This window comes from Kocuria turfanensis, assembly GCF_001580365.1.
GTDB classification, from domain to species: domain Bacteria; phylum Actinomycetota; class Actinomycetes; order Actinomycetales; family Micrococcaceae; genus Kocuria; species Kocuria turfanensis.
In genome coordinates this window covers 2,880,206-2,903,003 of the sequence record NZ_CP014480.1, presented here as the reverse complement: position 1 = coordinate 2,903,003, position 22,798 = coordinate 2,880,206, and the positions used below count along the sequence as shown (strand labels likewise).

The 22,798-nt window shown below is 75.6% G+C and carries 20 protein-coding genes; 8 read left to right on the top strand and 12 right to left on the bottom strand.

Annotated features, from left to right (window positions below; all coding sequences use genetic code 11):
- Window positions 1-226: 226 nt before the first annotated feature.
- The 5 genes from AYX06_RS13350 to AYX06_RS13330 are packed head-to-tail and all read right to left on the bottom strand — an operon-like array spanning window position 227 to window position 6,036.
- Window positions 227-1,408 carry a prenyltransferase gene (locus tag AYX06_RS13350; RefSeq protein WP_062736189.1) on the bottom strand — a complete coding sequence of 394 codons (1,182 nt, stop codon included), beginning with the start codon at window positions 1,406-1,408 and terminating at the stop codon, window positions 227-229.
- Window positions 1,405-1,761 (bottom strand): lycopene cyclase domain-containing protein, encoded by a 357-nt coding sequence (locus AYX06_RS13345; RefSeq protein ID WP_062736188.1) that lies wholly within the window; start codon window positions 1,759-1,761, stop codon window positions 1,405-1,407. Before AYX06_RS13345 ends, AYX06_RS13350 begins: the two co-directional genes overlap by 4 nt.
- Window positions 1,758-4,244, bottom strand: coding sequence for a phytoene desaturase family protein (gene crtI, locus AYX06_RS13340; protein ID WP_084271623.1), 2,487 nt, complete (start codon window positions 4,242-4,244; stop codon window positions 1,758-1,760). The genes AYX06_RS13345 and crtI overlap by 4 nt, the downstream gene beginning before the upstream one ends.
- Window positions 4,241-5,356: a polyprenyl synthetase family protein gene (locus AYX06_RS13335; RefSeq protein WP_084271622.1), complete on the bottom strand. Its 1,116-nt coding sequence runs from the start codon at window positions 5,354-5,356 to the stop codon at window positions 4,241-4,243. The genes crtI and AYX06_RS13335 overlap by 4 nt, the downstream gene beginning before the upstream one ends.
- Before the next feature lie 47 nt (window positions 5,357-5,403).
- A complete protein-coding gene (locus AYX06_RS13330) occupies window positions 5,404-6,036 on the bottom strand; it encodes a MarR family winged helix-turn-helix transcriptional regulator (RefSeq protein WP_062736187.1) in 633 nt (210 codons plus the stop codon).
- Window positions 6,037-6,074: 38 nt separating this feature from the next.
- Between AYX06_RS13330 and AYX06_RS13325 the strand changes: the two genes are divergently transcribed.
- The 3 genes from AYX06_RS13325 (at window position 6,075) to AYX06_RS13315 (ending at window position 7,775) form a co-directional block, all read left to right on the top strand.
- On the top strand, window positions 6,075-6,878 hold the full coding sequence (locus AYX06_RS13325; RefSeq protein ID WP_062736186.1) for a glycosyltransferase family A protein: 804 nt from the start codon (window positions 6,075-6,077) through the stop codon (window positions 6,876-6,878).
- Window positions 6,875-7,426 (top strand): hypothetical protein, encoded by a 552-nt coding sequence (locus tag AYX06_RS13320; protein ID WP_062736185.1) that lies wholly within the window; start codon window positions 6,875-6,877, stop codon window positions 7,424-7,426. Before AYX06_RS13325 ends, AYX06_RS13320 begins: the two co-directional genes overlap by 4 nt.
- Window positions 7,427-7,508: 82 nt before the next feature.
- Window positions 7,509-7,775 (top strand): tryptophan-rich sensory protein, encoded by a 267-nt coding sequence (locus tag AYX06_RS13315; RefSeq protein ID WP_062736184.1) that lies wholly within the window; start codon window positions 7,509-7,511, stop codon window positions 7,773-7,775.
- Here AYX06_RS13315 and AYX06_RS13310 read toward each other — a convergent pair.
- From AYX06_RS13310 to AYX06_RS13300, 3 genes are all read right to left on the bottom strand, one after another.
- The gene (locus AYX06_RS13310; protein ID WP_062736183.1) at window positions 7,739-9,958 is read right to left on the bottom strand and encodes a S8 family serine peptidase; all 2,220 of its coding nucleotides are present in this window, start codon (window positions 9,956-9,958) and stop codon (window positions 7,739-7,741) included. The two genes, AYX06_RS13315 and AYX06_RS13310, sit on opposite strands and share 37 nt — an antisense overlap.
- A 224-nt stretch (window positions 9,959-10,182) precedes the next feature.
- The gene (locus tag AYX06_RS13305) at window positions 10,183-11,802 is read right to left on the bottom strand and encodes a S8 family serine peptidase (protein WP_062736182.1); all 1,620 of its coding nucleotides are present in this window, start codon (window positions 11,800-11,802) and stop codon (window positions 10,183-10,185) included.
- Between the two features lie 186 nt (window positions 11,803-11,988).
- Complete coding sequence (locus AYX06_RS13300) at window positions 11,989-12,366, bottom strand: DoxX family protein (protein ID WP_062736181.1); 378 nt, start codon at window positions 12,364-12,366, stop codon at window positions 11,989-11,991.
- A gap of 113 nt (window positions 12,367-12,479) precedes the next feature.
- Between AYX06_RS13300 and AYX06_RS13295 the strand changes: the two genes are divergently transcribed.
- From AYX06_RS13295 to AYX06_RS13285, 3 genes are all read left to right on the top strand, one after another.
- Entirely contained in the window at window positions 12,480-13,091 is a 612-nt protein-coding gene (locus AYX06_RS13295) for a malonic semialdehyde reductase (protein WP_062736180.1), read from the top strand.
- 136 nt (window positions 13,092-13,227) lie between these two features.
- On the top strand, window positions 13,228-14,400 hold the full coding sequence (locus tag AYX06_RS13290; protein ID WP_062736179.1) for a type III polyketide synthase: 1,173 nt from the start codon (window positions 13,228-13,230) through the stop codon (window positions 14,398-14,400).
- A 10-nt stretch (window positions 14,401-14,410) separates the two neighbouring features.
- Window positions 14,411-15,637: an NAD(P)/FAD-dependent oxidoreductase gene (locus AYX06_RS13285; RefSeq protein WP_062736178.1), complete on the top strand. Its 1,227-nt coding sequence runs from the start codon at window positions 14,411-14,413 to the stop codon at window positions 15,635-15,637.
- 72 nt (window positions 15,638-15,709) lie between these two features.
- On the opposite strand, the gene AYX06_RS13280 is transcribed toward AYX06_RS13285, so the two are convergent.
- The 4 genes from AYX06_RS13280 to AYX06_RS13265 all read right to left on the bottom strand — a co-directional run bounded on the left by AYX06_RS13280 (window position 15,710) and on the right by AYX06_RS13265 (window position 19,519).
- A complete protein-coding gene (locus AYX06_RS13280) occupies window positions 15,710-16,462 on the bottom strand; it encodes a GAF and ANTAR domain-containing protein (protein ID WP_062736177.1) in 753 nt (250 codons plus the stop codon).
- Between the two features lie 138 nt (window positions 16,463-16,600).
- The gene (locus tag AYX06_RS13275; protein WP_062736176.1) at window positions 16,601-17,824 is read right to left on the bottom strand and encodes an aminotransferase-like domain-containing protein; all 1,224 of its coding nucleotides are present in this window, start codon (window positions 17,822-17,824) and stop codon (window positions 16,601-16,603) included.
- Window positions 17,821-18,882 carry an agmatinase gene (gene speB, locus AYX06_RS13270; RefSeq protein ID WP_062736175.1) on the bottom strand — a complete coding sequence of 354 codons (1,062 nt, stop codon included), beginning with the start codon at window positions 18,880-18,882 and terminating at the stop codon, window positions 17,821-17,823. Before speB ends, AYX06_RS13275 begins: the two co-directional genes overlap by 4 nt.
- A 70-nt stretch (window positions 18,883-18,952) precedes the next feature.
- Window positions 18,953-19,519 carry a helix-turn-helix domain-containing protein gene (locus AYX06_RS13265; RefSeq protein WP_062736174.1) on the bottom strand — a complete coding sequence of 189 codons (567 nt, stop codon included), beginning with the start codon at window positions 19,517-19,519 and terminating at the stop codon, window positions 18,953-18,955.
- A 166-nt stretch (window positions 19,520-19,685) separates the two neighbouring features.
- Here AYX06_RS13265 and AYX06_RS13260 point away from each other — a divergent pair, with 166 nt between their 5' ends.
- Window positions 19,686-21,179, top strand: coding sequence for a sodium:solute symporter (locus tag AYX06_RS13260; protein ID WP_062736173.1), 1,494 nt, complete (start codon window positions 19,686-19,688; stop codon window positions 21,177-21,179).
- Window positions 21,176-22,759, top strand: a complete 1,584-nt coding sequence (locus tag AYX06_RS13255) for a thiamine pyrophosphate-binding protein (RefSeq protein ID WP_062736172.1) — start codon at window positions 21,176-21,178, stop codon at window positions 22,757-22,759. Before AYX06_RS13260 ends, AYX06_RS13255 begins: the two co-directional genes overlap by 4 nt.
- The last annotated feature ends 39 nt before the right edge of the window (window positions 22,760-22,798 follow it).

Below are 22,798 nucleotides of genomic sequence, written 5' to 3'. Positions count from 1 at the left end.
AGGTCCTCGGAGGATGGGCCGCTGAGCGGTGGTCGTGCAGGAACGCACCGGCGACGACGGCCGCGGTCAGGACGGGAGACCTGTGTCCTGCCTCACGGTCGACGGGCTGGTGCCTCCAGTATCGGCCGCCGATCCCGTCGGCAAAAGCAATGCTTTCCGACGACTATTCATTAGTAGTTCTGTGCTTTCACCGGCGCCCCGCTCCCCACGGCGCCGGCGCCCGGGCTCAGTGCGCGAGCTCCCACGACCACAGCAGCAGCATCGTCACCAGGAACCCGGTGAGGTAGTTCAGCCACAGGAACCGCCGCCAGCCGCGGTTGGCCCGCGCGCAGCCGGCGTCCGTGATCGTCAGGAACGGCACGAGGTTCGCCAGGTAGGGCAGCACCAGGAGGGACGCCAGCGGCCCGGGCCAGGGCACGAGCAGCAGGAGCAGCCCGGCGGCCACGTAGAGCACCAGGGCGGTCCACACGGTCGGGCGGGCGCCCAGGACCGTGGCGATCGAGCGCAGCCCGCCCTCCCGGTCCGCCTGGACGTCCTGCACGGCCCCGAACGCCTGGGAGGCCATCGACCACAGGAAGAACCCCGCACACAGGGCCACGACGCCCACCGACGGGTTCGCCCCGGCGAGCACCAGGCCGTAGACGGCCGGGGAGACGAAGTGGGCGGCGGAGGTCGCCGAGTCCAGGAACGGGACCTCCTTGAAGCGCAGCCCCCGGAGGCTGTAGGCCACGACCGCGAAGAGGCTCGCCCCGAGCACCCCTGCCGCGCCGGCCCCGCCGGCGGGGAGCAGGTACGCCAGGAAGGGCAGGGCGGCCAGCACCGAGCCCACCAGGATCATCCGGTGCTCGGAGCGGTCCACGAGCGCCCCCTCGACGCCGCCCTTGCGGGGGTTGCGGAGGTCGGACTCGTAGTCGAAGACGTCGTTGATCCCGTACATCAGCAGGTTGTAGGGGAACAGGAAGAACAGGGTCCCGGCCACCAGGGGCAGGTCCACCCGGCCGGTCGTCAGGACGTAGGCCGCCGCGAACGGGAAGGCGGTGTTGACCCACGAGACCGGCCGGGACGTGGCCACCAGGGTGCGCACGGTGGCCGTCAGCCGACCGCGCTCGGCCAGCCCCCACCACAGCGAGGGCAGCAGCAGCAGCGCGGCCAGCGGGTACGCGAAGTCCTCCACCGGCACCAGGCCGATCCGCAGCTCCGTGATGTGCCCGGCCCCGTAGTCGAAGAACCCGGCGGCGATCATGAGGTTGTCGAACACGACCGTCAGCAGCGCCAGGATCCCGAAGGAGATCCCGAGCACGGCCAGGGCCCGGCGCGGGGCGGGCGCCGGGGAGGGCCGGCGGACCAGCAGGGTGGCCGGCGTCAGGGCCAGTGCCAGGAAGACCGGGATGATGAGGGCGTAGGTCACGGGGCGTCCGCCTCCTCGCGGACCGGCTCGGCCGCGGCGGAGCGGCGCGCCAGCGCCTTCTCCGTCAGCCGGACCAGGTTCATGGTGAGATAGCAGAGGAACAGCAGGAACACGACCTCCTCCACCGGGATCTGCGGGGCCACCATCCAGCCGGTCGCGTACGCGCTCCGGCTGTGCAGGAAGATCCCGAGGCCGATCCCGGCCACGTCCCACGCGAGGAAGAACACCACGCCCGCGGCCAGCACGAGGGCCCCCCGGCGGGGGTCGTGGGCGAGGAACAGCCTGCCCCGCACGTCGAGGAGCACCATCCCGGCCAGGCTGAGCAGCAGGAAGCCGAGGTACGCGAAGCTCATCCGCGCGGCACCAGGGGTTCTGCCAGCGGTCCGGTGGAGGTGTCCCCGCGCAGGTCCTTGAGCAGGATCTCCGCGCTGATCAGGCACATGGGCAGACCGATGCCGGGGATGGTCGAGGCCCCGCAGTAGTGCAGCCCGGCCACCTTGCGGCTGCGGTTGGCCCCGCGGAAGAACGCGGACTGCTTGAGCACGTGGGCCGGACCCAGCACGTTGCCCCGCCAGGAGTTGAAGTCCCGCCGGAAGTCCTCGGGGCCCACCGTGTGACGCACCACGATCCGCTCGCGCAGGTCCGGCACGCCCGCCCACGCGGCGACCTGGTCGATCACCCGGTCGGCGACCTCCTCGACGCGCGCGGCGCCGGTGCCGTCGGGCCCGCCGGCGCCGAGGCCCGGGTCGGCGGGCACGGGGATCAGGACGAAGAGGTTCTCGTGCCCCTCCGGGGCGACCGAGGGGTCCGTGGCCGAGGGCTTGCACACGTAGACGGACGCGGGGTCCGGCACCCGCGTGGGCTCCTCGAAGACGGCCCGGAAGTTGGTGTCCCAGTCCTCGCTGAAGAACAGGCTGTGGTGCGGCAGCTGGGGCAGCTCCCCCCGCACCCCGAGCATCACGAGCACCGCCCCGGGGCCGGTCTGGCGCCGGTCCCAGTACCGCTGCGGATAGCTCTGCAGCTCGGGCGGCAGCAGCGCGGTCTCCGTGTGGTGCAGGTCCGCGGCCGAGACGACGACGTCGGCGGCGAGCTCGTGCTCGGCCCCCTCCGCGTCCCGCCACACCACGCCGGTGGCCCGCACGGGACCGTCCGCGGCCGCGGAGGTGCGGATCCGCACGACGTCGGCCCCGGTCCGGATCCGGGCCCCGTGGGCGACGGCGAGCCGTTCGGCGGCCTCGATGATGCGGCGGAACCCGCCCCGCGGGTACTGCACGGAGTCGGCGAGGTCCATCCAGCTCATGAGGTGGTAGAGCGAGGGCGTCATCCGGGGCGCGCTGGCCAGGAACACGGCCGGGTAGCCGAGCACCTGCCGCAGCCGGGTGTCCCGGACGGTGGCGGCGGCGAAGTCGTGCAGGGACCCGGAGAGGTGGCGGGCGAGCTCCGGCAGCCCCCGCAGGACCGCCCGGTTGAGCAGCGGGGTGAAGGCGGCGTAGGAGGTGTAGAGGAAGTGGCCCACGGCCAGCTCGTAGGTGCGCTTCGCCGAGGCCAGGTAGGTGCGGATCCGTGCGCCGGCCCCGGGCTCCACCGACTCGAACAGCGCCACCGTGTGCTCGAGGTCGGAGCGGATGTCGATCGGGTGCTCGTAGCGCTCGCCGTAGACCCGGTAGGCGGGGTCGAGGCGCACGAGGTCGAGCTCCTGCGCCGCGCTGGAGCCCATGAGCCGGAAGAAGTGGTCGAAGACCTCCGGCATGAGGTACCAGGAGGGCCCGGTGTCGAAGCGGAACCCGTCCCGCTCCAGCAGCCCGGCCCGCCCGCCGGTGCTCGCCCCGCGCTCGAGGACGGTGACGTCCCAGCCGTCCCTGGCGAGCAGGCCCGCCGCGGCGAGCCCGGCGATCCCGGCGCCGACCACCACGGCGCGCCGCCCGCGCGGGGCGGGAGCGCGGCGCCGGGTCCTCGCCCGGACCACCGCGGACGCGGCGAGCGCGGCCTTGCGCGCGTCGGGGACGCGGATCCGGGAGCTCAGCAGCTCCCGGGCGGGGGTGGCACGGATGCGCACGGACAGCTCCCGGAACAGGTCGTGGGCGGCGAGGACGGCGGCGCGGGAGGACACGGGCAGGTCGTCGATCACCGCCCGGGCGGCGGCGAGGTCGGCGTCGATGTCGTCGAGGAGCCGGTTCTTCTCGGCCTCGGAGAACGCGCCGGGCTCCACGCCGGGGAAGTAGACGCGGCCGAGCTCGCCGTAGTCCTCGGCGAGGTCCCGCAGGAAGTTCACCTTCTGGAACGCGGCGCCCAGGCGGCGGGCCCCGGCGACGAGCTGCGCCCGCACGTCCGGGGGCACCTCCCGGCCGGCGAGGAAGACCTGCAGGCACATCAGGCCCACCACCTCCGCGGAGCCGTAGACGTACTCGTCCAGGGAGCCGGGGCTGTGCCGGTCCTCGCTGAGGTCGGCGCGCATCGACGCGAAGAACGGGCGGACCAGGTCGGCGCCGATCCCGGCGTCGCGGGCCGTGCGGGCGAAGGCGTGCACCACGAGGTTGCTGCTGAACCCGCGCGCGATCGCGGCGTAGGTCTCGGCCTCGAGGTCGTCGAGCAGCTCCCGCGCCCCCTCGGCCGGGACCCCGGCGCCGGCGCTGGCGCCGTCGACGATCTCGTCGGCGATCCGCACGAGGGCGTAGACGGCGTAGACGTGGGGGCGGATCTGCGGGCCCAGGAGCCGGCAGGCCAGGCCGAAGGAGGTGGAGTACCGGCGGATGACGGTCGCGGCGGACTGCCGGGCGGCGTCGTCGTAGCGGGCCGCGGCCTCGGCCGGGGACCCGGCGTGCTGTGCCGCGCTCACCGGATGCGCTCCGTGGCCCCGCCCACGATGCGGCGCAGGTCCTGGTCGAGGGCCTCGGGCAGTCCGGCGGTCTCCAGCAGCTCCCGCGCCTCGGCGGCGCACTCGGCGACCAGGTCCTCGACCTCCCGCCGGGCTCCGCACCGCTCGATGAGCGCCCGCGCCCGGGAGGCCTCCTCGTCGCCCATGTCCGGCCGGCCGAGGATCGCGTCGAGCTCCTCCCCGTCGGACGTGCACTGGGCGGCCAGCACGAGCATGGTGCGCTTGCCCTCCCGCAGGTCGCTGACCGCGGACTTGCCCGTGGCCTCCGGGTCCCCGAAGACGCCGAGCAGGTCGTCCACCAGCTGGTAGGCGGTGCCCACGGTGCGGCCCAGCCGGCCGAGCACCGCGACGTGCTCCTCCGGGGCGCCGCCGAGCACTCCCCCGGCCTGCAGCGGCGTCTCGAAGGAGTAGACGGCGGTCTTCAGGCAGGTGGCCGCGAGGATCCGCTCCCGTTCCGGGCGGGCCCCGGGCAGCGCGTGGTCGACGTCGAGCAGCTCGCCGGCGGCGGAGCTGAACAGGGCCTCGTCGAGCAGCTCGAGCAGCCGCGGCAGGCGCTCGGGGGAGAGCCCGGAGCGGGCCACGAGCCGGTACGCGCCGGCCAGGGCGAGGTCCCCGGCGATCACCCCGACGCTCGCGCCGTACTGCCGGGCCTGCTCCGGGGCGGACCCGGAGGCCGACGCCCGGGCGGCCGCGGCGGCGTTGATGGTGGGCTGGTGGCGCCGCTGCTCGTCCTGGTCGATGACGTCGTCGTGGACGATGAGAGCGGTGTGCAGCAGTTCGAAGGCCGCGCCCACGGCCTCGACCACGGAGTCGGGCTCCGGCCGGGGATAGGCGGTCGCCGCGAGCCGGACGAGCCGGGGGCGGATCCGCTTGCCCCCGGTGCTCAGGCGGGCGACCTCCTCCCACAGCTGGGCGAAGCCCGGGTCCACGGCGCCGGCGCGGCCGGTGGACTCGGCGAGGAACCGGTCCAGGGCCGGGACCGCGGAAGCCCCCGCGGCGTCCGGGCCGGCGCCTGCCCCGGCGCTCGGACGGGCGCTCGAGAATGCCGATTCGCGCGAGAAGACCGTCACCATGCCCCCATTTCACCACAGTCCTTCGAAATTCGAAGCGTTCGTCCGGGTCAGCCCGTGGCGGCGGACGGTCCGAGTGCCGGCGGAGCCGTTCCCGTTGCCGCTGTCGTTGCCGCTGCCGTTGCCGTTGCCGCTGTCGTTGCCGCTGCCGTCGGGGGCCCGCCCTCCGCGGCGCGCCGACCGGCCCGGCGCACGGCGTCCGTGAGCTGGGGCAGGCGCCGGCGCAGGACCTCGATCTCGTCGTCCCCGCAGTCCTCCAGCACCGCCAGGACCTCCTCGGTCATCGGCGCGAACATCTCACGGCCGGCCCGGTAGGCGTGCTCGGTGGCCCGCAGGCTCACCTCGCGGCGGTCGCGCGGATCGATCGAGCGCACGATGTGCCCCGCGGAGACCAGGCGCTTGATGACCGTAGTGGTCGCCGACCCGCTGAGCACGAGCCGGCGGGCGATGTCCCCGGCCCGCACCGGACGCCCCTCCCGGTTGGCCTGCATCACCTCGTTGAGGGCGTGGACGTCCTTGTGCGCCAGGCCGTAGCGGCGCCGGACCTGGTCCGCGTAGCGCTCGGCCTCGGTGCTGAAGTGCTGGAGCAGGAAGAGGACGTCGAACCCCCTGCGATCCCGGTGCGCGCTCGGCTCCGGGGGTGCGCCATCGGGCGTGCTCGTCGTGCCCTCGTCGGCCTGCATGTGCCGATTGTAGGGTGCCGTTGCGTGAGAATGGGTCCATGACGGACAGCAGAGCCCGGACCGGACCGCCCCCGCCCCCCGCCTCCGGGCCCTGGTCCCCCACCGTCTCCGTGGTCGTCCCCGCCCGCGACGACGCCGCGCACCTCGCCCGGTGCCTGCGCCTGGTCGTCGCCCAGACCCGCCCGCCGGACGAGATCGTGGTCGTGGACAACGCCTCCAGCGACAGCACGCCCGAGGTCGCCCGGGCGGCCGGGGCGCGCGTGGTGCTCGAGCCCCGGCCCGGCATCCCCGCCGCCGCGGCCACCGGCTACGACGCAGCCCACGGGGACGTGGTGGTGCGCTGCGACGCCGACACCGTGCCGGGCCCGGAGTGGATCGCCGGGCTGCTCGCCGCGCTGGGGTCCTGCCCCGAGGCGGTGGCCGTCGCCGGGCCGGGCCGCTTCCGGGGCCTGCCTCCCGGGGCGGGCCGGCTGCTCTCCGAGCTCTACATGGGCCTGTACGTGCTCAGCACGGCCTCGGCCCTGGGCCATCCGCCCCTGTTCGGCACCAACATGGCCATGCACCGGTCCTGGTGGCTCGAGGTCCGGGACCGGGTCCACCGCCACGACCCGGAGCTGCACGACGACCTCGACCTCAGCTTCCGCCTGGCCCCGGGGCGACGCATCCTGTACCGGCCCGGCCTCACGGTGGGGATGTCGCCGCGGGCGTTGCGGGCCGGGCGCCCTGCCGTCCGCCGGCTGGCGCGGGCCGTGCGGACGATCCGGGTGAACTGGGCCGAGGAGCGCCCCTGGGAGCGCTGGCAGGCGCGCCTGGGCCACCGTGCCGCCCGGAGCGGCGCATGAGGTGGACCGTGCTCGCGGTCCGGTGGGCGGGCCCGCTGTCCGTGCTGCTCACGGCCGTGTTCTTCAACCTCGCGGGCGCCGCCGTGATGATGCTGGTCTGCCTGGGCATCACGATCACCTGGCGGGCCCGGCTGCCGGCGCTCCTGGAACTGGCCACGGACCTGCTGCTGCTGGTCGCCGCGTGGAGCTCCGTGTTCCTGCTCTACGAGCGGCTGGAGCACTGGGACCTGGTGGTCCACTTCGCGGCGACCGCCGTGCTGGCCGAGCTCGCCTTCCGCGCCCTGGAACGCTGGGGCCGGCTGCGCACGCCCGGGCCCGTGACCCACGTCCTGGTGGTCACCGCCCTCGGCACCACGCTGGCCCTGGTCTGGGAGTACGTGGAGTTCGCCGGCTACGCGCTGGTCGACCCGCGCGTGCAGGTCGGCTACACGGACACCATGGGGGACCTGGCCGCCGGCAACGCCGGCTCCCTGGTGGCCGGGATCCTCGGCGCCTGGGCCCGGCACAGGGTGGACCCACCGCACGGAACCGCCGAGGAAACGGACTAGCACAGGTTCTGGACGACTCTGCTCGAGACCTCCGCGCAGACCGCGGCCGCAGCCGCGGCCGGCACCGCGGAAGTGGAGCTGGGTGTTCTTCGGCAAGCACCGCACCGCCCTGGCCACGGTGGTGGCGGCGGCGCTGACGGCCGGCTCCGCCGATCTGGCCCGCCGCGCGGGGCAGGCGCGGGCGCTGCTCGGGGCCGCGCTGCTGCCCTACGCCGGCTGGTGCGGCTCCGCGACCGTCCTCAGCGGCCGCATCCACCGGCTCAACGCCCGAGGCAGGGGCCCCGGGGTCGCAGGGGACGGACGCGGACCGGGTCAGCCGGAGGCGACCGTGATCCGGCCCTGGCGGTAGAGCACCGTCCCGCCCTGGAAGTGCTGGACGGTCGCGCCGCCGGAGCTCCGCTCCGGGCCCACCGGGTAGCCCAGGCGCCCCGCCTCCCCGCCCAGGTCGGCGTGGGCGCGGCCGATCGCCCCGCGCACGGCGTGCGCCCCCGTGGCCGGCGACCACAGGATCCTGCCCCGCTCGAAGACCTGGCGGGCGCCTCCTGCCGGGCCGCCGCGCTCGTCGCCCAGCGGGTGCCCCAGCACCCCTCGCTCGCCGCCCGTCGCGGCGTAGCGCGCCCCGATGGCCCCGCGCAGCACCGCCGCCCCGGTCCCGGGGCTCCAGACGGTCCGGCCCCGCTGGAACGACTGGTGGACCCCGCCGGCGCCGTCGCCGCGCTCCCCGGAGCGGGGATAGCCGAGGTGGCCGCCGACGCCCCCCGAGCGGTTCCAGGCCCCGCGGACCGCCCCGTGCACCCAGTGGGCGCCCGTGGCCGCCGTCCAGTAGATGGCGCCCCGGGCGAACTCCTGCGAGCACCCGCCCTGCGGCAGCCCGCAGACCTCCGGCGAGAGCGGCTCCCCGGTGGCCGAGCGGATCCGCTCGTGCAGCCGCCCGATGGCGCCCCGCGTGGTGTGTCCCTGCTGCACCGTCGCCCGGGAGACCGCCGCCGCCGGGTCCACCAGGCCCGCGCCGCAGCCGCCCGGGCACTGCCCGGGCAGCGGCCGGGCCGTGGCGACCAGGTGGCTCTTGACCTGGGCCGGGGTCAGGCCGGGGGCGGCCTGGCGGAGGAGGGCGACGACGCCCGCCACCGTGGGGCTGGCCATCGAGGTGCCGTACTTGCCGGCGTAGCTGCCGGCCCCGGGCCGGGTGAGCCCGCTGTTCGTGGTCGACCACACCGCGCGCGAGACGTCCCCGCCGGGGGCCGTCAGGGTGACCGCCCCCCAGTTGGAGTACGGGGCGCGGGTGCCGTAGGCGGTGGAGGCGGCCACGGAGATCACGCCCCGGCAGTTGGCCGGGGACTCCGTGCGCGCGTCCCGGTCGTGGTTGCCGGCCGCCACGACCACGCTCGTCCCGGCGGAGAGCGCCCGGTCCACGGCCTCCTGCAGGACGGCCGGGCAGCTGCTGGAGAGGAAGCTGAGGCTGAGGTTCACCACGGTGGCGCGGTGGGGGTTCACCGGCACCCCGCTGCCGACGTCGTGGCCGGCGGCCCAGGCGACGGCCACGGCGATGTCCGACACGTAGCCCTCGCCGCAGGCGCCCAGGGCGCGCACCGGCAGGATCCGCGCGTCGTAGGCCACGCCGGCCACGCCGGTCGCGTTGCCGCCGCGCGCCGCCGCGGTGCCGGCCGTGTGGGTGCCGTGCCAGGAGGAGGGCACGGCCGCGGCCCCGGGCCGGCACTCGTCCGCGCCGGCGTGGTCCCCCTCGTCCCGGGGGTCCGGGTCCCATCCGTCGCCGTCGCGGGAGTTGCCCCGCGGCACACCGCGCTCGAAGTGGGTGACGAAGTCGTAGCCCGGCAGGATCCCGGCGTCCAGGTCGGGGTGGGCCGTGATCCCGGTGTCCACGATCGCGATGGTCTGCCCCGCACCGGTCGCCCGGTCCCACGCGCGGGGCAGGCCGAGGCCTGCCCGCGTGGGGTGCAGGTTCCACTGCGACGGCGCATAGTAGGGGTCGTCGGGCACCGAGGCGACGCCGACCAGGTGGTCGGGCTCGGCGTACTCGACCGCCGGGTCCTGCTCGAGGGCGCCGGCCAGCGCCTCGGCCTCCGCCGCGTCGAGGAACTCGTCCGCCGCCACGACCTTCGCCGCCCCCACGCTCTCGGCGATCTCCTCCAGCTCCGGCGCCGGGTCCGGGCGCCGGCCCTCCGCCGCGCCGTCCCGCTCGGCCCGCTCGGCGGCGGCCCGGTAGACCCGCTCGCGGACCCGCGGGGCGGGGTCCGCGCCCGCCCGGAACTTCACGACGACGCGGTCGGTCCCGCCCCCGGCCGGCTCGCCCGCCCCGGCGCCGTGCCGGTCCGCGGGCACGGGTGGGTGCTGGGCGGTCGTGGCGGTGTCCGCCGGCGCTGCGGCCCCGGGCGCGGTGGCCGCCGGGACGGGGTGCTCGGGGCGGGGCCGGGCCTGCGCGGGGGCCGTGCCGGCGAACGGGGTGAGGACCAGGGCGGCCGCGAGGAGGCCGGACAGCGCGCCGGGCAGGGCGCGGCCGTGGAAGGACGTCATGGGGGTCTCCAGCCGGTGGGGGGAGGCGGAGCGCCGCCGGAGGCTGAGCGGCGCACCGGTCGCGGGGGCCGGGGGCGGCCGGCGCGGCTGCGCCCAGCGTACGAAGCGGTTGCTTCTGTTACGGAATGGGACGTGCCGGACCGCCGCGGGAGACCGGCGACGGGCGCACGGGAAACGGCGCCGTCCACCCCGGGGTGGACGGCGCCGTCGGAGCGGGCCACCGGTCAGCCGGCGGAGGCGATCCCCCACCACTGCGCCGGCAGGGCCGACGTCCAGCGGGCGCCCGTGCCGGCGCTCCACACGATCCACCCGTTGGCGAACTCCTGGAAGCACGGGTTCCCGCCGAGCGCGCACAGCTCCCGTGAGCGGGGCTCACCGGCGCTCGCGGCGATCTTGCGGTGCAGGGCGCCGATACCGCCTCCGGTGCCGAAGGGCTCCCCGCCCTGCGCCTGGACCAGCGCGGAGACGGGGTCCACGATGCCGGCGCCGCAGCCGGCGGCGCAGCCGCCCGGGGCCTGCCGGGCCGTGCCGGTCAGGGCGGCGCGGATCCCGTCCACGCCGAGCTCCGGAGACCGCTGGCGGAGCAGGGCCACCACGCCGGAGACGGCCGGCGCGGCCATGGAGGTGCCGTTGCGCTCGGTGTACGCCGGTCCGGCCGGCGTCTGGGCCCCGGCGTTGCCGGTGGACAGGATCTGCGCGTACGGGTCGCCGCCGGGGGCGGCGAGCGTCACCGAGCCGAAGTTGGAGTAGGGGGCCAGCGCGCCGGAGACGTCCGTGGCGGCGACCGAGATGACCCCGGCGCAGTTGGCCGGCGCCGACCGGGCGGCGTCCATCCCCTGGTTCCCGGCGGCCACGACCACCGGGATGCCGCGCGTCAGGGCCTCGTCGATCGCCGTCTGCAGGACCGGCGGGCACTCCCCCGGGACGCCGAGGCTGAGGTTGATGACCGTGGCCGGGTTCGGGTTGGCGGGCACGCCCGGCACCGCGGCGCCGCTGGCCCACGTGACGCCCGCGGCGACGTCGGTGATGTAGCCCTGGCTGCAGGCGCCCACGGCGCGCACGGGGAGGATCCGGGCGTCCGGGGCCACCCCGGCGATGCCCTGCCCGTTGTCGGCGTCGGCCGCGGCGATGCCGGCCGTGTGGGTGCCGTGCCAGGTGGAGGCCGTCGGCATGGGGCTGGCGGGGCACAGGACCGCGTCCGGGTAGTCGCCCTCGTCGGACGGGTCCGCGTCCCACCCGTCGCCGTCCCGCCCGTTCTCGGCCGTGGAGACGAAGTCGTAGCCGGGCAGGACGTTGGCGTCCAGGTCCGGGTGCGCGGTGATGCCGGTGTCCACCACGGCGATGGTCTGCCCGGCCCCGGTGGCCAGGTCCCACGCGGCGGGCATGCCCAGCCCGGCCGGGTCGTCCCACAGGCTCCACTGCAGGGCGGTGTAGGACGGGTCGTCCGGCACGGCGGCCGTGCCGGCCAGCAGGTCCGGCGCCGCGTACTCCACGGCGGGGTCCTGCTCCAGGGCCGCGGTCAGGGCCTCGAGCTCGGCACCGGCGAGCATCCCGCCGGTGCGCAGCACCTGGGCGCCGTCCGCGGTGGTCGTGGTCTCGGCGAGCCCGCTGCCCCCGGCGCGCTCCGCGGCCCGCGCGTAGACGTCGTCCCGGGAGCCCTCCGGAACGGTCCCGTCGCGGAACTTCACGACGACGCGGTCGGTGCCCTCCGCCGGCGTGGTGGCCGGGGGCGCGGCCTCCGGGCCGGGCTGCGGGAGCGCGGCCGCCGCGGCGGGGCCCAGCGGGACGAGTGCGAGAGCGGCAGCCAGTGCCAGGGAGATGGTGGTGCTGCGAGTGGGCGTCACGGGAGTTCCTCCGGCCGGTCGGGCGGGAGGCAGCAGGGAGCACACGGTTCCACCCCCCGATGGACTGGAGCGGGAGCGACCCCCTGCGGTGCCGGAGCCCCCACTCCTGTGCTGTGCTCAGCGTAGGGAGGGCGTGCACGTGTGACCGAATGCGAACGCGGGGCGGCCGGGGCGCGGTCGCGGCGCTCAGGCCTCCCGGGCCACGCGCAGCGCCGCGCCGATCAGCGGCAGCTGCAGCGGCAGCCGCACGATCGCCACGACTCGCCGCGCCGGCGAGGCCCGGCGGGCGCGCCAGGCCATGGTGACGTTGCCCGGCCACACCCCCACGAACAGGGCCGCCGCGGCCCAGCCCCCGCCGCGCCGGGTGCGCGGGTGCAGCAGCAGTGCACCGACCCCCAGCTCCGCCACGCCGGAGCCCAGGGTCCACGCCCGGGCGGGGCCGGGCAGGGCCCGCGGGATCAGCCCGTCGAAGGGCGCCGGGCGCGCGAAGTGCAGGAGCCCCATCCCGGTCAGGGCCCCGCCCAGGAGCAGGGCGCGGCGGGCGGCGGCCGGAGCGGAGGACATGGGCCCACCCTACCGGCCCGGCCGTGACGCACGGCACAGCGGCGCCGGGCATGGATCCGGCCCCGGTTTTGTTGACACGTACAGCAATTGCTGCCGACCGGGAAGGAACCCCCATGACCGCCGACGTCCTCCAGGACCGGACCGTCCTCGACGCCCCCTCCGCTGATCTCCTCTTCCACCAGGCCCGCACCGCCTCGGAGTTCCTCGACGAGCCCGTCGGCGACGAGCAGCTGCGCGCGATCTTCGACCTCGCCAAGATGGGCCCCACGGCCATGAACATCCAGCCGCTGCGCGTGACCTGGATCCGCTCCGCGGAGGCCAAGGAGCGCCTGCTCCCCCTCCTGGCCGAGGGCAACCGGGCCAAAACGGCCGGCGCCCCCGTGGTCGCCGTGCTCAGCTACGACGCCGACTGGCACGAGCACCTGCCCGTGGTGTTCCCGCCCGCCGCCGGCAACCAGGCGGTGTTCGCCGGCAACGAGGAGCTGCGCGACCGGATGGGCCGGGACAACGCCCACCTGCAGGCCGGGTACTTCGTGCTGGCCGTGCGCGCCGTGGGCCTGGCCGCGGGCCCCATGGGCGGCTTCGACGCCCCCGGGGTGGACGCCGCGTTCCACGCCGGGACCAGCCTGCGCTCGTTCATGGTCGTGAACATCGGCGCCCCCGCCGCCCCGCGCCACGACCGGCTGCCGCGGCTGGACTTCGACGCCGCCACGACCACCGTCTGAGACCGTTCCGGGCGGGTCCGCGGACCGCGGGCCCGCCCGGCCGCCGCCACGCCCCGCGCGTCCTGCGCACCCTCCCCGGGCGTTCTCCGCGCGCCCTCCGTGGCGGCTGTCGGTGCCAGCACGGATACTGGACGGGATGACGCCCGCACTCCTGTCCCTCGGCACGGCCCTTCCGCCGCACGTGCTCGAGCAGACCGACGCCCAGGACCTCTACCAGGCCCAGCCCGGCACCGACCGGCTCAACGCCCGGCTGCTGCGCACGGTGTTCGGCGCCTCCGGGGTCGCGCGCCGGCACACGGTGCTCTCCGAGCTGGTCGACCACGACGCCCGGGACGGATCGCCCTACATCACCGGGGACGGCCGGTTCCGGGCGCCGCTCACCGGTGCCCGCAACCGCACCTACATGGAGGAGGCCCCCGGCCTGTTCGCCGAGGCCGCCCAAGACGCGCTGGCCCGCTGCCCCGCGGTCGACCCCGCCTCCATCACCGACGTGGTCACCGTCTCCTGCACCGGCTTCTTCGCCCCCGGGCCCGACTACCACCTGGTGCGGGACCTCGGGCTCAACCCCGCCACGCGCCGGTCGCACATCGGCTTCATGGGCTGCCACGGCGGGCTGATCGGGCTGCGGCAGGCGGCGGCCATCGCCACCGCGGACCCGGACGCGGTGGTGCTGCTCGTGGCCGTGGAGCTGTGCACGCTGCACCTGCGCCCGGCCCGGGACGCGGACGCCATCCGGGGCGCCGCCCTCTTCGCCGACGGCGCGGCGGCGGCCCTGGTCGGCTCGCGGGTCCCGGACGGGTGCGTGCCGCTGCTGCAGCTCGACCGGTTCCGCACCCTCGTCATCCCCGACGGCGAGCAGGCGATGGCGTGGACCATCGGTGACTCCGGGTTCGAGATGATCCTCGGCGCGGCCGTGCCGCAGGTGCTGGAGGACAACATCCACGCCGCCCTGGAGGCCCTGCTGGAGGGACCGGACGGTGCGGTGGACCGCGGGAGCATCACCGACTGGGCCCTGCACCCGGGCGGCCGGGGGATCCTCGACAAGCTCGAGCACACGCTGGGCCTGCCTCCCGAGGCGCTGCGCGAGTCCCGGGACGTGCTCGCCACCCGCGGGAACATGAGCAGCGTGACCGTCCTGCACGTGCTGCGCCAGGTGATCGACGAGGCCCCGCCGGGCGAGGACCGCACCGTGTGCGCCCTGGCCTTCGGCCCCGGGCTGACCGTGGAGTCGGCACTGTTCACGATCCCCGCCCGCCCCGCGGCACCCGCCGCGCACGCCCACCCGGCCGCGGCCGTCCCGACCCGCTAGGAGGCTCCTCGTGGACCATGACGTGATCGTCGTCGGCGCCGGACTGTCCGGTCTGCAGTGCGCCCGCCTGCTCGAGCAGCACGGTCTGGACGTCGCGGTCCTCGAGGCCTCCGACGGGGTCGGGGGCCGGGTGCGCACCGACCTGGTCGACGGCTTCCGCTGCGACCGCGGCTTCCAGGTGCTCAACCCCGCCTACACCGAGCTGCGGCGCAGCGTGGAGGTCGCGGCACTGGGCCTGCAGCCCTTCGACGCGGCGGCCGGGGTCCCCCGCGGCGACGGGATCGACGTCCTGGCCGACCCGCGGCGGGTCCCCCGCCGTCTGGTGGAGACCCTGCGCAGCCCCTGCGTGGAGCTGCGGCGGCTGCCGGCCCTGCTGGCCTGGCTCGCCCCCGGCCTGGACCCCAGCGCGCGGCGGCAGGAGGAGCACGACCGGCCGTGGCACGAGGCCCTCGACCGCGCCGGGGTGCGCGGCCCGCTGCGGGACCTGGTGCTCGAGCCCTTCCTGGCGGGGGTGATCCTGGAGGACGAGGGCCGCACCTCCGCCGCCTTCGTGCGGGAGCTGGTGGGCTGGTTCCTGCTCGGCACCCCGGGCCTGCCGGCCGGCGGGATGGGCGCGCTGCCGGAGTGGATCCACGACGGGCTGCGCGCGCCCGCCGTCCTGGGCACCCGCGTCCGGGCCCTGGAGCGCACCGGCACCGGCTGGTCCGTGGGCGCCGGGGACGGCACCTGGCGGGCGCCCTCCGTGGTCGTGGCCACGGAGGGCCCGGCCGCGGCCGGGCTGCTCGATCTGCCGGCCACCCCGATGAAGGGCGAGGCCACGTGGTGGTTCGCGGCGGAGTCCGCCCCCTCCGAGCTGGCGTGCCTGGTGCTGCCCGGCCGCACCGGCGGACCCCTCGTCGACACCGCCGTGGTGAGCAGCGCGGCCCCCAGCTACGCCCCGGACGGCCGGGCCCTCGTCCAGGCCAGCGCCCTCCTGCCGCGCGGCGCCGCACTGCCCGCGGAGGCCGACGTGCGGCGCCAGCTGAGCCGGATCTGGGGGGCGGACGCCTCCGCGTGGGACCTGCTCACCGTGCACGAGATCCGCGACGCCCTGCCCGAGCAGCCGCCCGGGCGCGTGGCCGACCGCCCCGCCGCGCTCGGTGACGGCCTCTACGTGTGCGGTGACCACCGCACCACCGGGTCGACGCAGGGCGCCCTGGCCTCCGGGCGCCGGGCCGCGGAGGCGGTCCTCGCCTGAGCCCCGCGGCCTGAGCCCCGCGGCACCGCGGACCGGCCGGGTGCACCGGGGGCACCGATCAGGGCGCCGCGGTCAGGACCCGCCGGACGGAGGCCGGCGGGGCAGGGAGAGCTCCCCCGTCCGCACCACCTCGGCGGCGATCTCGCTCATCTTGCGGTTGGTGTCCTGGCTGGCCAGCCGCAGCAGCTCCTGGGCCTGCTCGCGGGTGACCCGGTGCCGGGCCATGAGGATGCCGATCGCCGTCCCGATCTCCCGGTTCGTGCGCAGGGCCGTCTCCAGGTGGGCGGCCCGCTGGTGGGTGACCGCCACCGAGATGCCCAGGCCCGCGTGCGTGGCGAGCAGCGTCCCGGCCCACACGGCGTGCTCGTCGAAGGCGTCCGGCGCGTCCGAGTAGAGGTTCAGGGAGGCGATCAGCTCCGGGTCCCCGATCAGCCGCAGCCGGTGGGACAGGACGCTGGTGACGCCGACCTCGCGGACGGCCCGGGGCCCGTAGCCGGGCCAGCGGTCGTCGTGGGCGAGGTCCCCCGAGACGAGGACGCTGCCGTCCAGGACCGCGTCGACGCACGGACCCGAGCGCAGCTCGTACTGCAGGGCGTCGGCGGCGGCGGCCTCCGGGCCGGTGTGGCCCAGCGTCCGGAAGCTGCCCTGCTGCAGGATGGTGACGCTGGCCCAGCGCGCGCCCTCCACCCACTCCACCGCGCACCGGACGACCGCGTCGACCAGCGAGTCGGCGGGGCCGGCCCCCAGCCTCTCGCCCAGGCGCGTCAGGGCCTGGGCGACCTCGCCCAGCTCGGGGAGGTCGGTGCGCGGGCGGGGAAGGATCACAGCAGCTCCGAGGCGTCGCCCCCGGCGGGGATGCCCCCGGGGTGGTGGAAGCCTCGCTGCTGAAGCTGCGGATCAGTCTAGCCGGGCGCGGGCGGGTCCCGCCCCGGTGCGCGCCGCACCGGGGCGGGCCGCGGGGCGTCAGCCCCGCAGCATCTCACCGACCCGGCGGACCCCCTCGGCGATCTCCGCCTCCGGGGTCGCCGAGTAGGCCAGGCCCAGGCTCGTGGTGGCGCGGCCGTCGGCGTAGCAGGCGCCGCCGGGCACCAGCACGACGCCGTGGTCGACGGCCCGCCGCAGCAGGTCGCCGTCCCCGGTCCACGGCCCGAGGTCCAGCCAGGTGAAGAACCCCCCGGCCGGCCGCGTCCAGCGCACGCCCTGCGGCATGTGCGTCTCCAGGGCCTCCATCATGGCGGCGCAGCGGGAGCGGTAGAGCGCCACGGCCCGGTCCAGGGACGGCCGCCAGTGCTCGCTGCCGACGTACGCGGCGGCGAGCTCCTGGCTGAGCACGGAGGGGTGGATCGTGACGGCCTCGGCCGCGATCTGCAGCCGCGCCCGCACCGCCGGCGGGGCCGCGATCCACCCCACCCGCAGCCCCGGGGAGAAGATCTTCGAGAAGCTGCCCAGGTGGATCACCGTGTCCGGGGCCAGGGAGTACAGGGACGGCAGCCGGTGGGCACGGTCGAAGCCGAGCAGCCCGTAGGGGTCGTCCTCCAGCACGAGCACGCCGCGCTCGGCGCACACGTCCACGAGCCGGCGGCGCCGCTCCTCGGAAGTCGTCACCCCCGTGGGGTTGGAGAAGTTCGGGACCGTGTAGACGAACTTCACCGTGCGGCCGGCGGCCCGGAGCCCGTCGATCCGCTCGGCCACCGCCTCCGGGTCCAGCCCGTCGTCGTCGACGTCCACGTGCTCGACGTCGACCTCGTAGCTGCCGAACACCCCGAGGGCACCCACGTAGGTGGGGCCCTCGGCGACCACCACGTCCCCGGGGTCGCAGTACAGCTTGGTCACCAGGTCCAGGCCCGCCTGGGAGCCGGCGGTGATCTGGATCCGGTCCGGGGCGATCTCGGCGCCCTCCAGGCCCATGAGCTCCACGATCAGCTCCGGCAGCCGCCCGATGCCGGCCCCGGAGCCGTACTGCAGCACCTCGGGCCCGCGCTCGGCGAGGATCCGGGCGGCCATGTCGGCGACCACCTCGTGCGGGAGCGCGCTCATGTCCGGGTTGCCGCCGGCCAGAGAGATCATCCCGGGCTGCAGCGCGATCTCGAACACCGCCCGCACCGGCGACGGGCGGAACTCCTCGGCACGGTGGGCGAAGAGGGGCACGGCGTCCGTGCGGCGGGTCGCGGCCGCGCCGCCGGTCACCGCTGCCCCTGCCCGGCCTCCGGCGCGGCGGACCCGTAGACGTGCCCGGCCAGCCCGTACGCGGGCCCGTCGGGGGCCGCGCCGGGGCCCATGGCGAGCAGGGTGATCAGCTCGTAGGCCACGTGCGCGGCCGCCACCCCGGTGAGCTCCGCGTGGTCGTAGGCGGGGGCGACCTCGACGACGTCGCAGCCCACCACGTTCGTGCCGCGCAGCCCGCGCAGGATCTCCAGCACCTCCCGGCTGGTCATCCCGCCGGCCTCCGGAGTGCCGGTGCCGGGGGCGTGGGCCGGGTCCAGGACGTCGATGTCCAGGGAGACGTAGAGCGGGCGGTCGCCGACGCGCTCGCGCAGGTGCGCCACGACGGCGTCCACGCCCAGCCGCATGACGTCGGCGGAGGAGACGATGCCGAAGCCGAAGCGGGCGTCGTCGTCGAGGTCCTGCGTGCCGTAGAGGGGCCCGCGGGTGCCCACGTGGCAGGCGGCGTCGGTGTCGAGCAGGCCCTCCTCCCAGGCGCGGCGGAACGGGGTGCCGTGGGTGTACTCGGCGCCGAAGTAGGTGTCCCAGGTGTCCAGGTGCGCGTCGAAGTGCAGCAGGGCCACCTTGCCGTGGCGGGAGTGGGCCGCGCGCAGCAGGGGCAGGGCGATGGTGTGGTCCCCGCCGATGGCCACGAGCTGGGTGCGCTCGCCCATCAGCTCCTTGGCCTGGGCCTCGATGGCCTCGATCGCCTCGCCGATGTCGAACGGGTTCGCCACGATGTCCCCGGCGTCGGCGACCTGCTTGCCGGCGAAGGGGGAGACGTTCTGCGCGGGGTTGTACGGGCGCAGCAGGCGGGAGGACTCCCGGACGTGGTTGGACCCGAAGCGGGCGCCGGGCCGGTAGGAGACCCCGGCGTCGAAGGGCACGCCGACCACGGCGATGTCCGTGTGCTCCACTTCGTCGGTGCGCGGCAGGCGGGCGAAGGTGCCCAGCCCGGCCCAGCGCGGGGTGAGGGCGGCATTGACGGGACCGACGACGCGGGTGCCGTCGTCGCCGGTGGTGGTGATGCGCTCGGGGTTCATGGTGTGCGGTCCTCTCGACGGGGGATGGTGGACGGACGGACGGACGGGACGGGCGGGACGGGCGGGGTGCTCAGGAGCCGAGGATCCACAGCAGCACGGCCTCCTCGGGGCCGGGGTTCTCCCAGGTGTGGGGCTCGGTGCCGGGGAAGCTCACGGTGTCCCCGGCCTCGAGCTCGTAGGTGCGGTCCGGGACCATGAGCCGGAACCGGCCGCTGATCAGGTGCAGCACCTCGGTCTCGCAGTCCATGCTGTACATCGACTCCTCGCCGCGGCCCCCGGCGGCCACGCGCGCCCGGATGACCTGCACCTTGCGCTGGCCGGTGGGCGTGATGAGCTGCTCCTCGATGCCCTCGCCGCCGAGGTCCACGTGCGGGGCGTCGGCGAGCCGGACGAGCTCGACGTCGGCGGGGCCGGCGAAGACCGCTCCCACGTCGATGCGCAGCACCTGGCACATGCGCACCAGCGAGTCCACGGAGGGGGACGTGATGTCCCGCTCGACCCGGCTGACGAACCCCTTGGTGAGGCCGGCGGCGGTGGCGAGCTGGTCGATGGTCATGTGGGCGCGCAGCCGGTGGTTGCGCAGGCGCGAGCCCACGGCGGCGGAGTGGCCGGTGCTCTCGATGGGCAGGGCTTTCACGGCGACGGCTCCTCGCTCCCGGACGGTCTTACCAGGGCGTAACACCCCGGACCCGTTCTCAAAACATGATCTGCATCATACTATGTGGGAAAACTTTTGTTTCTCATTGAGAAACTCGCCGATCGACCGCAGGGGCCCCCCGGGCTCCGAGGAAGAAGTGACACCCATGAATGTGCTGATCATCGTGCTGTACCTGGTCGCCATGGTGGCGGTGGGCCTCTGGGCCAGCCGGCGCGCCAAGAACGCGGAGGACTACCGGGTGGCCGGCCGCCGGCTCGGCCCCGGCTTCTACACCGGCACCATGGCGGCCGTGGTCCTCGGTGGCGCCTCCACGGTCGGCGGAGTGGGCCTGGGCTACACCTACGGGATCTCCGGCATGTGGCTCGTGGTGGCGATCGCCACGGGTCTGGCCGCGCTGAGCCTGTTCTTCGCCGGGCGCATCCAGTCGCTGAAGGTGTTCACCGTCTCCCAGATGCTGCAGCTGCGCTACGGGGAGCGCGGCGGGGCCAAAGCGTCGTCGTTCGTGATGCTGGCCTACACGGTGATGCTCTCGGTGACCTCCACCTCCGCGTACGCGGCGATCTTCTCGGTCCTGCTCCCCCTCGACCGCACCTGGGCGATCCTGCTCGGCGGCGTGGTCGTGGTGGCGTACTCCGTGCTCGGCGGCATGTGGTCGATCACGCTGACGGACATGATGCAGTTCGTGTTCATGACGGTCGGGCTGTTCCTGATCCTGCTGCCCTTCTCCCTCTCCGCCGCGGGCGGCTGGAACGGGCTGGGCGAGCGGCTCGACGCGTCGTTCTTCACCTGGGGCGGCATGGGCACGCAGGCGATCATCACCCAGTTCGTGGTCTACGGGTTCGGCATGCTCATCGGCCAGGACATCTGGCAGCGCGTCTTCACCGCCCGCTCCCCGCAGGTCGCCCGCTGGGGCGGGCTCACCTCCGCCGCCTACGTGGCGCTCTACGGCGTGGCCGGCGCCGTCATCGGGATGACCGCCGCGGCCGTGGCCCCGGAGCTGTCCTCCCCCGACGACGCGTTCGCCACGATGGCCCAGCAGTACGTCCCGGCCGGGCTGGGCGGGATCGTGCTGGCCGCCGGTGTGGCCGCCATGATGTCCACGGCCTCGGGAGCGCTCATCGCCGCGGCCACGGTCGCGCGGGTCGACGTCGTGCCGACCCTGAAGTCCCTGGGCCGGCGCGACGCCGCCCCGGCCCCGGAGGGCACCGCCGAGGCGCTGCGCGGCGACCGGCTCTACGTCCTCGTCTTCGGCGTGGTGATCACCGCGATCTCGATCTTCGTGTCCGACACCGTCACCGCCCTCACGATCGCCTACGACATCCTGGTGGGCGGGCTGCTCGTCGCGATCCTCGGCGGCCTGGTGTGGCGCCGGGGCACCGGCCTCGGGGCCGCCCTGTCCATGCTCGTGGGCTCCGTGGTGACCGTCGCGTCCATGGCGGTCTTCGGCGTGCTGGCCAACGCGCCCATCTACCTGGGCCTGCTCAGCTCCGCGGTCGTCTACGTGGTCGTCTCGCTGCTGACCCGCCCCACGCACGCCGAGGTGCTGCAGCACTGGGACGAGCGCATCGCCACGTCCCGCCGGACCCGCGGCGCCGAGGACCCCACCGGCACCGCCGGCCGGACGGAGGCCCGCTCGTGAGCGCCCGGCGCACCACGGCCCGCGCCGTGCTGGAGACCCTCCGCGGCTACGGGGTCGACACCGTCTTCGGCATCCCCGGCACCCACTCCCTGGAGTTCTACCGCCCGCTGCGGGAGCTGGGCATCCGCGCGGTCACCACCCGCCACGAGCAGGGGGCCGCCTACGGGGCCGACGGGTGGAGCCAGATCTCCGGGCTGCCGGGGGTCGTCATCACGACCTCCGGCCCCGGGCTGCTCAACTCCCTGTCCGGGGCGGCCACCGCCTACGCCGAGTCCCGCCCGATGATCATCCTCTCCCCCGGACGGCCCGTGGGCCACGACTTCCGGGACATCGGCTCGCTGCACGAGACGAAGAACCCCTCCGCGGCCGTCGACGCCATCGTGGGCCGCAGCCGCCGGGTCACCGGCGGCGCCGAGGCCGTGACCATGATCCACGACGCCTTCCGGGACTTCGCCCACTCCCGGCCCCGCCCCGTGCACATCGAGATCCCGCTCGACGTGCTGGAGGCCGAGCTCGACTACACGGACCGGCAGGTGGCCCCGCGCCGGCTCGGCGCCCCGCAGCCGGCCCCGATCGAGGACGTGCGCCGCGCCGCCGAGGTGCTGCGCGGGGCGGCCACCCCCGTCATCCTGGCCGGCGGCGGCTCGCTGGCCGCCGGGGAGCGGCTGCTGGAGCTCGCCGAGCTGCTCGAGGCGCCGGTCATCACCACGACCAACGGCAAGGGCGCGATCCCGGAGCGGCACCGCCTCTCCCTGGGCGCCGACCTGCGCCTGTCCACCGCCCACGAGTTCCTGCGCGCGGCCGACGCCCTGCTCGTGATCGGCTCCAAGGTCGGCGAGGCCGAGCTGTGGGGCGGGGACATCACCCCGGGCGGGCCGATCGTGCGCGTGGACATCATGCGGGACCAGATGCTGTGCAACCTCGACCCGGACATCGAGCTGCCCGGCCATTCCGCGGCCGTGGTCCCGCAGCTGATCGAGGCGCTCGGCCCGCTCGAGCCGCGACCCCCGCGGGACCTCGCCGACGTGTTCGCCCGGCTCGACGACGAGGGCCGTCGCACCGCGCCCGAGCTCGCGGCGCTCAACGAGACGATCATGTCCGTGGTGCCCGAGGACACGATCGTGGGCGGGGACTCCTCCCAGGTCACCTATCTGGGCTCGACCACGTTCTTCCGCGCCCGGCACCCGCACTCCCTGCTCTACATGGGGACCTACGCGACCCTGGGCTACGGGCTGCCGGCCTCGATCGGGGCCAAGCTCGCCGCTCCGGACCGGCCGGTGCTGTGCCTCGTGGGCGACGGCGCGCTGATGTTCTCGATCCAGGAGCTGATGACCGCCGTGGAGCTGGGCCTGGACCTGCCGATCGTCTGCGTGGACAACGGCGGCTACGGCGAGATCCGGCAGAACATGACCGACCGGGACATCGACCCGCTGGCCGTGGACCTGCGGCAGCCGGACTGGCCGGCGCTCGCGGAGGCCTTCGGCGCCGTGGGGTTCACGGCGACGCAGGAGACCCTGGCCGAGACGGTCGTCGAGGCGCTGGCCGTGCGCGGCCCCAGCCTGGTGCACCTGCGCCTCTGAGCCGGCGCGTCCGGTGCATCACGCGCGGGTCACGGTTGC